The organism is Paenibacillus sp. FSL H7-0756 (assembly GCF_038006765.1).
Taxonomy (GTDB): Bacteria; Bacillota; Bacilli; order Paenibacillales; family Paenibacillaceae; genus Paenibacillus_AQ.
On record NZ_JBBOVT010000003.1, the window covers coordinates 945,212 to 960,316 of the forward strand.

General features: G+C 48.1%; 9 protein-coding genes. 7 read left to right on the forward strand and 2 right to left on the reverse strand.

Annotation, left to right across the window (positions count from 1 at the left end; translation table 11 throughout):
- Window positions 1-94 precede the first annotated feature (94 nt).
- The 7 genes from NST04_RS30200 to NST04_RS30230 all read left to right on the forward strand — a co-directional run bounded on the left by NST04_RS30200 (window position 95) and on the right by NST04_RS30230 (window position 13,580).
- Complete coding sequence (locus NST04_RS30200) at window positions 95-1,891, forward strand: cache domain-containing sensor histidine kinase (RefSeq protein ID WP_341188093.1); 1,797 nt, start codon at window positions 95-97, stop codon at window positions 1,889-1,891.
- Between the two features lie 39 nt (window positions 1,892-1,930).
- A complete protein-coding gene (locus NST04_RS30205) occupies window positions 1,931-3,538 on the forward strand; it encodes a response regulator (RefSeq protein WP_341187529.1) in 1,608 nt (535 codons plus the stop codon).
- Window positions 3,539-3,725: 187 nt separating this feature from the next.
- On the forward strand, window positions 3,726-5,093 hold the full coding sequence (locus tag NST04_RS30210; protein WP_341187530.1) for an ABC transporter substrate-binding protein: 1,368 nt from the start codon (window positions 3,726-3,728) through the stop codon (window positions 5,091-5,093).
- Between the two features lie 76 nt (window positions 5,094-5,169).
- Entirely contained in the window at window positions 5,170-6,054 is an 885-nt protein-coding gene (locus NST04_RS30215) for a carbohydrate ABC transporter permease (protein ID WP_341187531.1), read from the forward strand.
- A gap of 82 nt (window positions 6,055-6,136) precedes the next feature.
- A complete protein-coding gene (locus NST04_RS30220) occupies window positions 6,137-6,883 on the forward strand; it encodes a carbohydrate ABC transporter permease (RefSeq protein ID WP_341187532.1) in 747 nt (248 codons plus the stop codon).
- Window positions 6,884-6,976: 93 nt separating this feature from the next.
- Entirely contained in the window at window positions 6,977-12,496 is a 5,520-nt protein-coding gene (locus tag NST04_RS30225) for a sugar-binding protein (RefSeq protein ID WP_341188094.1), read from the forward strand.
- A 31-nt stretch (window positions 12,497-12,527) separates the two neighbouring features.
- Window positions 12,528-13,580: an S-layer homology domain-containing protein gene (locus NST04_RS30230; protein WP_341187533.1), complete on the forward strand. Its 1,053-nt coding sequence runs from the start codon at window positions 12,528-12,530 to the stop codon at window positions 13,578-13,580.
- An 89-nt stretch (window positions 13,581-13,669) separates the two neighbouring features.
- Here NST04_RS30230 and NST04_RS30235 read toward each other — a convergent pair whose 3' ends face one another.
- Window positions 13,670-13,819, reverse strand: coding sequence for a TetR family transcriptional regulator (locus NST04_RS30235; RefSeq protein WP_341187534.1), 150 nt, complete (start codon window positions 13,817-13,819; stop codon window positions 13,670-13,672).
- A gap of 52 nt (window positions 13,820-13,871) precedes the next feature.
- Window positions 13,872-14,882, reverse strand: a complete 1,011-nt coding sequence (locus NST04_RS30240) for a glycoside hydrolase family 130 protein (protein ID WP_341187535.1) — start codon at window positions 14,880-14,882, stop codon at window positions 13,872-13,874.
- Window positions 14,883-15,105 lie beyond the last annotated feature (223 nt).

Sequence of the window (15,105 nt, forward strand, 5' to 3'; positions counted from 1 at the left end):
TAGAAATTTAAGTTTTACCTGTTGAGGAGTGCTATTATGACATACAAAGAAATATAGGATATCAATAGGGGGAAAGGAAGGAAGGCAGCGCGTGATGAAAGGGTTCTCGAGGTATATAGGCGGGATTTCGATTAAAAACAAAATATTCATATCGAATGTATTAATCATTATCGTATTTATTTCAACTCAGTCGTACTTTGCCAACACGATTTCACAGAAGGCCATTATTGAGAAAGAGATCAATAATTCATCCCGGGAGCTTGTGCTTATCCAAAACAACCTTCAAACCTTGGTATCTACAATTGAAGATTATTCAAAAATTCTGGCCAGCGATTATCGTTTGCAGAACGTGCTTTATAACGACTTATTATTAAATAATGAGCAGAATGCGGGCAAGCCGGTTGAGGGTTTAAATAACCTTTCGATGAAAAAAACACTTTCAGAGACGATCAGCAATATTGTGGAGCCTAACACAAGAATCAAAGCGGTAAGCATCCTCACCGCGAATCATCACTGGGTGGACGTCGGGTTTGCTGATAACGCCTATGCTTCACGCATATTCGGTGACGGTTATGGAGCGGAGGATCGTTACTATTTACCCATTTGGACAGGCTTGATGAAATTCGGATTTTTGTATGAAGGGGAAGACAGCGTATTTGCGGTTTCCAAAACGGTCATTCACAAAGATACCGGTAAAACGATTGGCCGAATTTTTTTGTACGTGAAAGAAACGACGATTGCCTCGATTTACGAGGAAGAGGAAAATAAGGGCGGGGAATTTTATATTGTCGATTCCGCCGGCCAAATTATTTCCTCACAGAATAAAGCCAAGTTGTACCGGGATTTCAAGGAAGCCGTCTCCATAAGCATTCCCGAGAATGCTGAAGACACAACCTTTACCCAGGGCAGCGGAAGTGAAGAAATGTTGATATTCACCCATCGCTTCGAACCATTGAAATGGACAATTGTAAGCGCTATCCCGATGAAGAATATCTCTTCAGGCCGGAAAGAAATCAATCAACTGATTCTCGGGGTCGGTGCAGCATGTTTGCTGCTGGCATTAATTGTGTCCTTCCTGCTGTCCCGGTCGATCACACGGCACATCTTCCAGCTTGCCAAGACAATGAGACAAATCCGGTCTGGACAGATGCAAGTCAGAAGCCCTTACCAATCCAAAGACGAGATCGGATATTTAAGCGAGGGCTTCAATAACTTAATGGATCGTATGGAGGCGCTTATGGCTGAAAACGTGGAGAAGCAACGGACAAAGGCTGAGATCGAATTCAAATTGCTGCAATCGCAAGTAAAGCCTCATTTTTTGTACAATACGGTTGAAACCATTATTTCACTCATTAAGCTGGGCTTAGGGAAGCAAGCCATACAGGCAGCCCAATACATGGCGAATTTCTATAAGATCTCCTTAAGTAAAGGTGACGATATCATACCGATAGGTGACGAGATGCGTTTAACGGAAAGCTATTTGGAAATTCAACAGCTGCGTTATGTGGAATATATGGAGTATACGATGGAAATTGACAATGAAATTTTGTCCTATTCGATACCGAAGCTGACCTTGCAGCCCATCGTCGAGAATGCGATCTATCACGGATTGAAGCTCAAACAGGAAAAAGGAATCATACGCATTTCAGGAAAACGAAGCGGAGACCATTTGGAAATTGAAATTTATGATAACGGCGCCGGGATGCACAAGGAGCAGATCAAGGCGATTATGGATGGGACCAGCATTCCTGATGAAATTAACGGATTTGGGATCAGAAGCGTATCCAACCGGATAAGGATGCTGTACGGGGAAAGATACGGACTGCGGGTTGAAAGCAATTACGGCGTTTATACGAAAATTATAATCGTACTGCCTCTTCGTTATCATTAATCCGCAAGATAAGGAGTGTATAGAATAGGAGGAATGACCATGTACAAAGTGCTTATCGTCGATGATGAATATTACTTCAGGCAAGCCTTGAAGATTTCGCTGCCATGGAGTGAGTTGGGCTTTCAAATTGCGGGGGAAGCCAAAAACGGGGCGGAAGCGCTGGAGCAGATGACCGAGTTAGAGCCTGATGTTGTACTGGTGGATATGAATATGCCGATTATGGATGGATTGGAGTTCATACACAAAGCCAAGGAGCGCGGCCAGACCACTAAATTTCTGGTGTTGTCAGGCCACAGCGAGTTCGTGTATGCCAGACAGGCCGTGCAATTAGGCGTTGTTAATTACGTGCTGAAACCCATTAACGAAGAAGAACTCCAAAGTTCCTTATTAGATATCAAGGAACTTATACGAACGGAGCGTCTGGGCAAGCTTGAATTGGACGATTTAAGAAGGCGGGCGAGCGAAGGCTTGTCTGTCCTGAAGGAGCAAGTGCTGAACGGCTGGCTGCAGGGCAAGGCTATCTCTAGAGCACCTTCCGAACGGGGTCGATTAAATGATTTGGGAATAAAGCTCGAAGGGCTGCATTATCGGGTGATTGTTGTCGACCTGGATTCAAGCGATGAGAGGAATCTTGAGGAGGGTATGCGGATTCGCCAAGCCAAGTTACAAGAAATCGCTCAAAAGGATATGCAAAGTGCCTTTCAGTGTGCCGGCTGTTACGATCATGATGCCCGTCTGGTGCTAATCATAGGAACGTCTGACGGCTCCTTCAATAGGCTGGAAACGATTTGCGAACGTATTCGATTATACGTGCAGGACAATTTGGACTGTACGGTAACGATCGGCTTAGGGAATAGTTACGACAAGTTTGAGTCGGTTTCGGTGTCGTACAAGGAAGCGTTAATCGCCTTGAAGCATCGGTTTGTCTGGGGAGGTAACAAGGTGTTCGCACATTCCCAGGTAGCGGAATCCGGGATAAAGGTTGGGTTATTCTCGGTGGACAAAAGAAGCAGCTTGCTGATGCACATGCGAAGCGGACAACCGGCCGGGACAACAGAATGGCTCTCGACTTTTTTTCATGATACCCGTGTTAAAAGTGCAACTATGGAAATGCTGCTTCTCGCCGGAATCGAAATCGTATCCACCTGCCTGGAATTTTTGTCCGAAGCCCCGCAAACGTTAGAAGATGTCTTCCTAAATACGACACAGCCCGATATGATACAACACGTTCAGCGGATGAAAACCTTCAACGAGCTGGAGGACTGGATACGTGTATTAGTTCTAAAGACCATGGATCATGTGCATAGCCGCAAACCCAATAGAGCCGTCAAAGTCATAGAGGCGGTCAAAACGTATATTTCGGGGCACTATGGCAACGATGAATTACGAATCGAGGATATCGCAAAAAGCGTTCATATGAACTATAACCATCTTTGCTTCGTGTTCAAAAAAGAAACGACCTTCACGATCAATGACTACCTGACCGAAATACGGATGACTAAAGCAAAAGAGCTTTTTGATCAGGGAGAGAAGGTTATTCAAGACGTAGCGAACCGGGTGGGTTATGCGGACGCCAATTATTTCAGTAAATGCTTCAAAAAATATATGGGAATCACGCCTAGCAAATATGTGAATCAAAGCCGGTAGCCTATGCAGACGTTAGAGGGAAAGTGAAAACTTTGCCTTTAGCGTCTGTTTTTTTGCCGTTAATTTTACTGCTGGCCCGAGAATAATCTCTGTACTAAGTGTGGGAAGATTCGTAAAATGATCACAAGATTGATAACGCTTTCAATATCAATCCGATATCCGCTTCGCTAAATAGGGGAGGTAAACAATGAAAAAGAGGTCGAAGGCAGCAGCTATGTTCCTTATGGCAAGTATTCTTCTGGTTTCATCGGCATGCAGCAGTGGGAATGAACCAAGTTCCAGCCAGTCATCCGACAATCCGTCACCCTCGGCAGTAAGCACGGAGGATACCAAGAATACTACGAAGACGGACGGCAAAAAAATCAAGATGAGAGTCATAACGCTTACGACCGACGAGAACCGCAACAACATTATGGACAAATTCATCAAACCGAATATTGCTGCAGCGTTTCCCAATCTTGAAATCGAGTTTGAGCCGGGCGGCGGCGGTGAGGAAATGGCCAACAAATTGAAGACGTTGAATGCTTCCGGGGATATGCCGGACGTATTCTGGAATGATGCCGGCTTCTTTACGCCATTGAAGAGCACAGGCAGCATTCTGGATCTGTCATCTTATATTTCCAAAGACGGTTTCTTGGACAAATATGCGGTGCCTGATGCGTTAAAGCATGTCGATAACGGGATCTACAGCTTGTCTTCCGGAGCGGACACTTATTTCACCCCTGTAATCTTCTATCACAAAGACATGTTCGAGGAAGCAGGGGTTCAAGTGCCAACTACGTTCGACGAGCTGATTCAAATCTCGAAGACGCTCAAGAGCAAAGGGGTGGTACCGGCTGTGACTCCCGGCAAGGACGGGTGGGGACCGAAGCTCTTTATGCTGCAGCAAATGATTCAAATCGGTGATCCGCAGGCGATGGCCGACCTTGTCAGCAACAAAACGGACTTCAACAATCCATCCGTCAAGGAAGGTGCGGCCCGCATCGAAACGCTGGTCAAGGAAGGCGTGTTCCCGGACGGTATTTCCAATTTGGATTACGGTCCGGCGATGGAAATGTTTACGTCCAAAAAGGCGGCTATGTTATGGATGTTTACTTGGGAGCTGCCAAATCTCGCAAAAGACGAAACGGTTGACTTCTTCCCGTTTCCAAGCGCCAGCGATAAATATAGCCCTACAGAGAACGTACAGTTCTGGGGTTCTCCGCTTAACGGTTATGCGGTCAACGGCAAAACGGAGAACCCGGAAGAGGCTGTTAAGCTTGCTGAATTTCTAGCCATGGGGGATGCGTTATACTTTGAATCTCTCGGTGCTCCTATATCTTTACAGACAGGCAACCAGGCAATGGACAGGAGCCCGCTTATGCAGAAGTTCGTTGACTGGTACAATCCGATTCCGAATAAAATCGCGTCATGGGCACTTAATTCGCTAGATTCGAGGACGTCTGCCGAAATGTCTACGCAGGGAGCGAATTTATTAACGGGCGAGTACGCAGCCGAAGATTTTAATGTGGCGATGAACAAGATCTGGAGCGAAAATACGTGGTTTGACAAGTAAACGACGCATTAACTGCTAAATCCCCTTCGGATAGATCCAAGGGGGTTTAGACACAAATTAAATGGTGGAGAGAGCGATGAACAAGTACTTTAGCACGAAAGTATCTATATTTGTGTTTGCTTTCCCTGCATTGCTGCTGTTCACCTTATTCTGCGTATACCCTTTGCTGCCGGAGATCTGGGTGAGCCTGCATAAGCATGACGGGTTTAGAAATTTGGGTTTTGTGGGTTTGGATAATTACAAAGAAGTGATGGCTACCTCATCCTTTTGGACCGCTCATAAGAATACGTATCTCATTGTAGGCATCTCATTATTGCTGGGGCTGCCCTTGTCGATGATGCTTGCGTTTTTTATGGACGCTCAGACACCGAGGTTTCGCCGATTCTTCAAGACGGTGGCGATGTTTCCGGCTATCCTGTCGGTCACGGTTGTTGCCCAGATTTGGGTGGCGTTCTACGAACCGAATTGGGGTTTACTGAACAAGATTCTCGATTCGTTAGGGCTACATTCCTGGACGCATTCGTGGTTAACGGAAAAGAAAACGGTAATGCCCAGCATTGGAGTGACCTTCCTATGGCAATATATTGGACTGAACGCGTTGCTGTTCTATACAGGAATTAAGACCATACCCAAAAGTTACTATGAAGCTGCATTAATCGACGGCGCTAATTATATTCAAGTTTGCTTAAGAATTACGATCCCCTTGCTGCAGAATGTAATCAAATACGTACTTATTCTGTCCACATTAGGCTCAATGGCATTTTATTCGCATGTGCGAGTCATGACGGCAGGAGGTCCGGGAGATCTATCCAGGACGGTCATCTACCAGATGTATTATACGGCGTTTGATACTTCCGAATTTGGCAAAGGTAATGCGATCGCCGTTATTTTTATTCTGGAATGCCTTTTGATCTCCTTTGTCATTCAAAGGTACGTTGCCAGAGAAAAACTGGAGTTTTAAGCTGGGGGGGAGCTTTCTGAAATTATTAAGCCGAGTGTTTTGGGTAGCTATGGGATGCACATTTCTATTTCCCTTGTACTGGATGGTAACGATGTCATTAAAGTCCAAAAGTGAAGCTTACGACAATCCTTTTGGATTACCGTCTTCCTTGGACTGGCTGAACTTCAGCGAAGCGCTGTCCAAATATCATTTTTATACGTATTTCGAGAACAGCGTGATTTATACCACAGGCACAATTGCCATTACGCTGACAACGGGCAGCATGCTTGCTTATTGCCTCAGCCGTATGCAATGGAGATTCAATTCGGCAATGTTGTTTTATGTATCTATGGGTTTAATTGTCCCAATCGAAGTCGTCGTTATTCCGTTATTCCAGTTGGTTAAATGGATGCATATCAAAAATAGTTATTTGGGTCTTATCTTGCCGTATTCCGGCTTCGCCATTGCTTCCTGCGTACTGATGCTGTATGCCTTTTTCCGTTCTTTGCCTAAGGAGCTGGAAGAAGCGTCATGCATAGATGGAGCGAATGTCTATCAAACGTATATCAAAATCATATTTCCAATCGTAATGCCAGCGCTCGTGACGCAATGTGTTCTGATATTCATTCGAATCTGGAACGAATTTCCGCTTGCATTTATTATTGCTTCCAAGGATCAATTCCGGCCGCTTACAGTCGGGTTGCTTGGTTTCTTCATTAATGTGGGAGTTACGGATTGGGGGCCGATCGGCGCGAGTATGCTGCTGTCCAGCCTGCCTATGATCATCGTTTATTTAATAGGCAACGAAAAGATCGAAAATGCGTTAACTGCAGGTGCAATTCTGAAGTGAGAATGTGAAGTGGGAGAAGGGACATCTGATAAGTGATCCAAGAGGGGGATGGAAATGCGAAGAAGAGCATTAATATGGATTCTGACTTTGATCATGGTAATTCCCATGCTGCAATTCTCAGGCCCGGTAGTCTCGGCTGACAGTGCGCCAAGTGTAACGATCTACGTGGCTACAAATGGCAATGATAACACAGGGGATGGAACACAAGGAAAGCCGTATAAAACGCTTGCCAAGGCAAAGGCAGCAGTAAGGACTCTGCCTAAGACCGGCGGTGATATCGTGGTTCAAATTGCGGATGGATACTATCCGCTTGATGAAACGCTGGTTTTTAACAAGGATGATTCCGGAAGTGCAAGCAGCACGATTCGCTATGAGGCGGCGCCGGGTGCGAAGCCGGTAATCAGCGCCGGTGAAATGCTCAAAAAAGGCGTATGGACTGAAGCGGTTGGCCTTACCCAGACTGGCGGCTTAAAGGCGTATAAAACGACCCTTAACCGGAGCGATAAGTTGCGGATGATCTATGTAAACGATAAAGGCGCTACCATGACGCTGAGCCCGCAAATCGTTTCAGCCAACAGAACCGTCACCGGCACCCCTACAGCCAGCTTTACCGCTGCCAATAACCCCTGGGCGTGGCAGAACGGCAGCAATATTCGGGCGGCTATCGTATTCGATGCCAGCGTGGGTCTGAGTACGGCAACGAAAAACCCCCAAAACATCGAAGCCGAAAGTGTCGGCGGTTCTACCGCCAGGTGGTCGCGGCCGTTTGTCACCTTCGCATCAATCGAACAGGCGCCGGCAGAGAGCAACAAGCCCGGCGGTGTTATGCTCCGGTTCCAGATGCCATATGGTGCGATTTCACAGTCTTTGAGTAATAACACGCAATACAATCCAGGTAACAATCAAGTCATCCGCAACGCTTTCGAGTTCTTCAACAAACGCGGAGATTTCTATTTCGACCAGGCGGAAAGCACGCTATATTACATCCCGCTTGCAGGCGAGGATATCAATACCGCCGACGTGGTTATCCCGAAGCTTGAGACGGTCCTCGACATACAAGGAGAGCCTGTTGGAGACCGGTTAAACCCTGTTCAGGGCTCGGATAATGGGCGTGTCAAAAATATAACCTTCAACGGGCTGAAGTTTGCCCATACCGACTACAAACTGTATGAACTGACGGGCACTTATACTCTTAGCGACGGAACCGGTCCGGTAACAACCCGTTCCCGCGGTTATGCGTCCGTTCAGGGCTCTATCGTGAACACAGCTTACTTCCCCGGCAGCATAAACTGGCATGAGACCTTCTACCGGGGCTATGATATACCGCCGGCAGCGGTCATGATCAACGGGGCGAGGAATATCAAGGTGCTGAACGGTGAGATCGGACTTACCGGATTTAATGGTATCCATGTCGAGAACGATGTCAAGGATATCGAAGTCACGGGCAACTATATCGTAGATACGCTCGCTTCCGGCGTTGTAATCGGACATCCACAGCATATCTATGAGAACGATGAGCCGATTAAGCATGAGTCTAGTGTGTCAATCTCTGGTACGCCAATAAGGAACTGGGCCGGTGTTAATAAGGAAAAATTCAAGGTTGGTACTGAAGCTGTGCCGGAAAATATTTATATCACAAATAACTTTTTGTACAGAAACTGCTATGGATTCCCGGGCGCCAACTCCCTAACCTCTTTCTACACTACGAATATGCAGGTACTGCACAACTTCCTGTATGATTCTACTTACGGCGCGATGAGCATTGGCTGGGGCTGGGACGAATACGATGGTTTCGGCTTTACCGCCCAAGGCACCAACAAGACTGGCGGCCCTTATCAGGGTACACATGAAACGAGCATCGCAAGATCTCCAGTAATCTCTACGACCTCCAGGAATAACAAAATAAACTATAACAGGGTAGAGGAAATTTGCACGGTAGTTAACGACTCCGGGGCGATCTACTCCTTGGGACGACAGGGTGATCCGGGTAATTTGCCGGGCGGAGGGACATGGGACACGATCAACAATCTGACGAATAACCCTGTCACCGACAAGACTAGTAACTGGCATTCTGACAACTGGACGAATTTCACCGAGATGAATTACAACTTCCTTAACCCGAATCCAACGGACAAACCCACGACCTCTAACAACTGGACAAACGGATTTCATCCCGACGAAGGCAGCACGTTCATCAAGATGATAGGCAATGTCGTGCAGTCAAAGCTCTCACATGCCGCCGGACAGAGCCGTCTTTTTGAATTTAACAACTGGAAGCGTAAAAGCGACATGATTGCCATCGACGGATACGTGGACGGGAATAACAACCAGAATGGCGCCCCTAGGACTACTTACGACAATTACAAAAGCGAAGCCCGCATTTGGCCCGTTGCAGGCAACGAAATCGTTCTGAATTCGGGTCTTACCAACGAATACACACATATGATCCCAAGAAGCCTCATTGCCGATACCGAGTTTGAACTGGCTTCCAATGTCATCATGGGTGCAAGCGGTGAAAAGCTGAGCCGCAGAGGTCTGCTTAAGGCGGAAGACACGGTTTGGCTGGCACCCGCGAACACAACTGTCTTTAAAGAAGGCGCTACGATGACAAAAGCTGCCGGCAATGAAAAAACAATCAACACTCCATCTGCCGCAGGACAATACAAACTATTTATATTATATGGAGACAAGAGAGAAACAGCCACTTCCAAGTATACGGTATACGTTGACGCGAGCGAGCCGGCAACCAATGTGGTGGATGGGAAAAGCTACGAAGTTTCAGCCATAAGGCCGCTTAAACTAACTTTGAGTGATGAATACACCTTCACGCTTAACGGCAAGCCCGTGGCGGATGGGTACGAAATCCGTACCGAAGGAAACTGGACCCTGGTAGGCAGCACTTCGAAGCCTGAAATAACCATCAACTTTACCACCACAGTATCGGTGGCCAACAAGCTGCTCCCGGCTGATGTGTCCGTAGCCCCCGGCGGGACCGTCAGATTTGCCTACGATTTGGACGACGCGGCCCAAAAGATATGGATTTCTTCGTCGAGCGGCGGACATTTTGATGGAGGCGATGATGAAACCGTAGCCTCCGGCGACGCGCTCGGAATGACCGCGCCCATGGTGCCCGGTCCGTACATTATTTTTGTACTGGCGAAAGACGGCGAAGTTCGAAGCCAGTCGCACGCTCGTGTTGTGGTGAGAGATGTAACGCCTGCCGATATTCCCAGAAATGGTCTTGATTTATGGCTCAAAGGCGATGAGGGCGTGGAAATGGATAGCAGCGGCAACGTGACGGGGTGGACAAATATGGGGAACATCCCGGCGAAGCTTGTCCCGGCAAACGTCCCCGGAAGCGGCGGCGATAATCTTGGAACACCAGACGGGAATCCCAAGCTAAAGAAAGATGTTTACGACTATGTAGAATTCGCCGCGAACTCGAAGCCGTTAAAGGCTGCTGGCTTTAAGGACTATAACGGCAGTACACAGATGACAATATATACACTGGTTAGACCAACAACAATAGCCAATAACTCCAGCGACCAAAATGGTCTTGTTTATTTCGGATTGAACGAGGCTTACCAAACGTGGGCCGCCAACGACGGTTGGAGCGGTATTAGTCTCGGGATAGGAACAAACCGGGTTAACGTCCGATTTGGTAATGCGGATGGCAGTGTATCGGGTGGCGGGCAACAATTTACAACAACAGCCACTGATGATCTGGTCAGTGTCCGGGCGCAGCTAAACGGAACCAATAGAGCAGTTTATGTTAATAACAACGTCATCGGCACTCCCGGAACCAACGCTAAGGCCCTTTTGGGGAACAGACCGGATCTGAGCGTAGGTTACACGATGGCGGCTGCAACCCCCCACCGCTTCATGGGCAGAGTCTTGCAGATTCTCATCTACGACAGGGTGCTGTCCGCTGATGAAATCACGAAAGTAGAAACGTATTTTAACGAGGTGAAAGCCGGCCGCGGCGGGTCCGCGAACCCCGTGGTTCCAAAGGTTGACACAACCTTGCTGACCGCCTTGATCGAGGCAGCGGGTAACAAGGAAAAAACGATGTATACAAGTGATTCATGGAACGCTTTTGCAGGCGCATTACGTGAGGCCAAAGCTGCTGCCGCCAATGAGGAGATTTCGCAGACAGCAGCGGATCATTCATATTACGCGCTGCGTGACGCAATCAAAGGGCTTCAACTGTTATCTGGCGGAGTTGCAACCGCTGTATACGGTACGCCTGTTCTCGGCGGCTCCGAGCTCGACCCGCTCTGGAATACGACCGTCACGCTGCCGATCCTTAAGCATCTGACAATGGTGAACGGTCCGGCGGATGGTTCCGCTAAAGTACTATGGGACGATTCTAACCTGTATGTTCTGGTGCGTGTAAAAGACCCTGTGCTGAACAGCAGCAGCAGCGACGCGCATGAGAAGGATTCGGTCGAGATCTTTGTGGATGAGACCAACAGTAAACAAACCACGTACGGCCCGGGTATGGGACAATACCGTACTAACTATCTTAATGAGAAAAGCTTTAATCCGGGCAGTGTCAGTGCGGGTTTTGAGTCTTTTGCCAAAGTCGTGGATGGCGGTTATTACATTGAAACCAAGATTCCCTTTAAAGCTGGTGCGCCTGCGGCTGATCATGTAATCGGATTTGATGTGCAGATCAATGACGCAAAAGCAACGGGTGGCCGTCAGGACATTATCATGTGGCACGATGTGTCCGGACAGTCCTATAATAACGGTTCACAATGGGGTGAGGTTAGACTTGTGAAAGAGATCAGCGGTCAAGAAGGCAACGCGTTGCTGACCGGACCGGGAACCGTTGAAGGCGGCAAAAATTTTGATGTTGAATTCAGCTTGGCGCATGCTGGAACAGATGTCAAAGCGCTAGATATTACGATTAATTATGATGCGGATAAGCTGGAATTCATATCAATGGAATCGCTTCAGCAGGATTTCAAACTAGTTGGTGAAGTGAATGAAGCCGGCAAGCTTAGAACCATCGGGACTACTATTGGAAATACAGATATGACCAAGGGATTGATTAAGCTTAAGTTCAGAGCGGTTGCAGCGGATAATCCGCAGAGCGCTTCCATTCGCGTCACTCAGTTAACGGTTGCGAATGGCGCAGGCCAAGAATCAGATTGGGCGGGTGCAACGCACACAGTCCGAATTAATAACATGGATAAGTCGGGCTTGCTGCTTCTGATTGCGGAAGCGCAAAGTACGCATGATGCAGCCGTTGAAGGCGTATCTCCTGGCCAGTATCCATTAGGCTCGAAAGCAACTCTACAGGCAGCTATTGATAGCGCTCAAGTGGTGGCTTCGGCTCAGGAAGTAAGCCAGGCAGATATTGAACAGGCGACATTGAAGCTGCACGCAGCTCTGCAAAGCTTCAAGGGTTCAATGATTAAATCCATCGAAGGAGATTACAATAACGACAGCAGAGTAAGTGTGGGGGACCTTGCAATTATTGCATCCGCTTATGGTAAAAATAATCAAGATCCAAATTGGAATAAGTACAGAGCGTTGGATTTGAATGGCGACGGTATGATTGACATCGTGGATATCTCCATTCTGGCCCGTAAAATTCTGAATTAATTACATGTGGGAATAAGGAGATATCGAAAGGATGGGAATTCGCTTGAAATATCGGGTGAAATATCGGGTTGGAATGATGCTTCTAGCTGCTTGGTTCACACTTTCCCTGCTGCCGGTGTACGCAATGGCCAAGGACGCCTCCTTTAGCTTAGCGGTCTCCAATTCTACGTCCATTAAGGGAAATCAAGTTGTCGTGACGGTGACGGGATCGGATCTTACCGATGTCTATGGCTTCGAAATCAATTTGAAGTACGATACAAACCTTCTATTGTACAAAAAAAGTGAAAGCTTGCTGCCAGGGTTCTCCGTCCCGCTTACTCCTGCAGATGGTCTTGTCGTGTTCGCGCATACGAAGGTTGGCAAAGTCGCCGGTCTATCGGGAAAAGCCGAGCTCGCAGCCATTACGTTTGAAGTCATTGGAAAGAATACGGAGAAGCCGAGAGTAGAATTAACACGTGTGAAGCTTGTGAAAAGCGATCTTACGGATACGGTTGTCAAGCCGGGAACGAAAGCAGACATCGCGGTGCAAGCAGCGGGAAATACCGTAGCATTCAAGGATATTGCTAATCATTGGGCCAAAGAAGGGATAGAACGCGCTGTCAGTATGGGGTTTGTAAACGGCTTCGGGGATGGGACGTTCCGTCCGGATGTGAGGATCACACGCGCAGAGTTCGTGGTTATGACCGCGAGGGCGTTTGATTTCGAAGCGAAAGGCGCGATGCCGCTAAATTTCAGGGATGTAGATACAATCCCGGTCTGGGCAAGGGATTACATCGCGGAAGCGGAGCAGACTGGCCTGATTAAAGGCTACGCCGATGGCAGCTTCCGTCCGAACCAATGGATTAGCAGGTCCGAAATGGCTGTCTTGATCATGAGGCTGTATGACGGCGGGCTTCATTCGAACGAAATGGTCTCATTTGCCGATAAGCAGCATATTAAGCCATGGGCGCTGCCGTCCGTCGCTTCCGCGGTAGATTTGGGAATCATTAAGGGCAAGAATGGTCATCGTTTTGCTCCCAATGATCCTGCTACCCGGGCTGAAGCGCTGATTATGCTGCTTCGTCTGATGGATGCAGAAAAGTGATACCCGATATCCGTTTTCTTAAATGTGCTTCCTTCTATAAGTGAAGCTTTGAGACTAAAGGGTCTGTCATTTGACAGACTCTTTTGTTGTCAGGCTGCCCAGAGCTCTTGCTTGTTTTTAAAGTGTTTATAAAGCGCGGCGTGGGTGATACTTAATTCATCCGCTATGCCGGAGCCAAGTATGATCACAAAGCAAAGAGAAAAAGATTCCCACGAAATCAACGAACTGAATTTCGTCAAACGCACAAAAGAAACGGGTATCATCCTCATTCAAGGATGATACCCGCTTCTGTTACTGCCCCAAACAAAGCCTGATCAAATCATCAACATGGGCCGTAGCCAAACACTCTACGGTGTCAGCGGCGCCGTAATAGATTTTCACTTCGCCATCGTCCTCCAGGATCATGCCGCCGGGAAAGATGACATCATTGCGGAAGCCGCCATCTGTTTCGTAGGGGGCTTCAGGGGCGAGCAGCGGTGATGCGCTCATCCCGAGGATTTTCTTCGGATTATGGAGATCAAGCAGCATAATGCCTGCTGTATACCGCTTCTTCCAGGACGGCTCCCAGCCGTTCTTGCCTCTGGCGGGATCAAGATCCACCGCATGGAAGGTGGTGAGCCAGCCTTTATCCGTCTTCACTGGCGGTGCTGCCGGACCGATCTTGTCATTGGCGAATGGCACCTGCTCCACCGCCAGCAACAGTTCGGAACGGCCCCAGTAGATGAGATCCGGCGACTCCGCGATCCAGGTATCGAACCGGTCCAAGCCTCCGCGGCTGTATACGGTGAACGGCCGTTCCAGCCGCACATAGTTGCCGTTGATTTTCTCCGGGAACAGCACCATATTCCGCAGGTCCGGCGTAGACAGGCTCAATATTTCAAAGGATTCGAAGTCATCCGTGACTGCGATTCCGCCCCGGATCCCATGCCGTGTATCTACAGCGAAGCACATGTAGCAGCGGCCATCGATCACTGTCAGACGCGGATCATATCCGCGCACGAACTCTTCATCGTTTAGCTTGAACAGCGGCTTGGGCCCCGCCGTCCAGTGAATCCCGTCTTCACTGAAAGCGATACCGAGATCCGTTGCGTGAGACGGCTCAAGGGTCTGCTTCTCAAGGGAGCCGTAGTCATTGCGGAATACCATCACATACCGGCCGCCGAACTTCACCACTCCCGCGTTGAACACAAGTGCGGTGGGGTAAGGGACCCGGGCTGCATCCAGCACTGGGTTAGCCGGGTGACGGCGGATGAGCGGGCTAGATGCCAAAGCTCCTATAATGGGTGTATTGTTATCATTCATCGTTGAATATCCTCCTTGGATGTTGAACTGTGTCTAGATAAATTGAACTAATTTTTTTTATGTTTTGGAATTAGCCGTGACTCCAGAGAAGTTTTGGACTTCCAGCCGCTGTTGTCTACAGATTTCATGATTTTATGCCGTTTTTAACGGTTGAAATCCGTAGACTGCTGATGCTTACGATGCGAGCTTTCCTGCGGAAAGCTTTCAGGCGGTCGCTATCGCT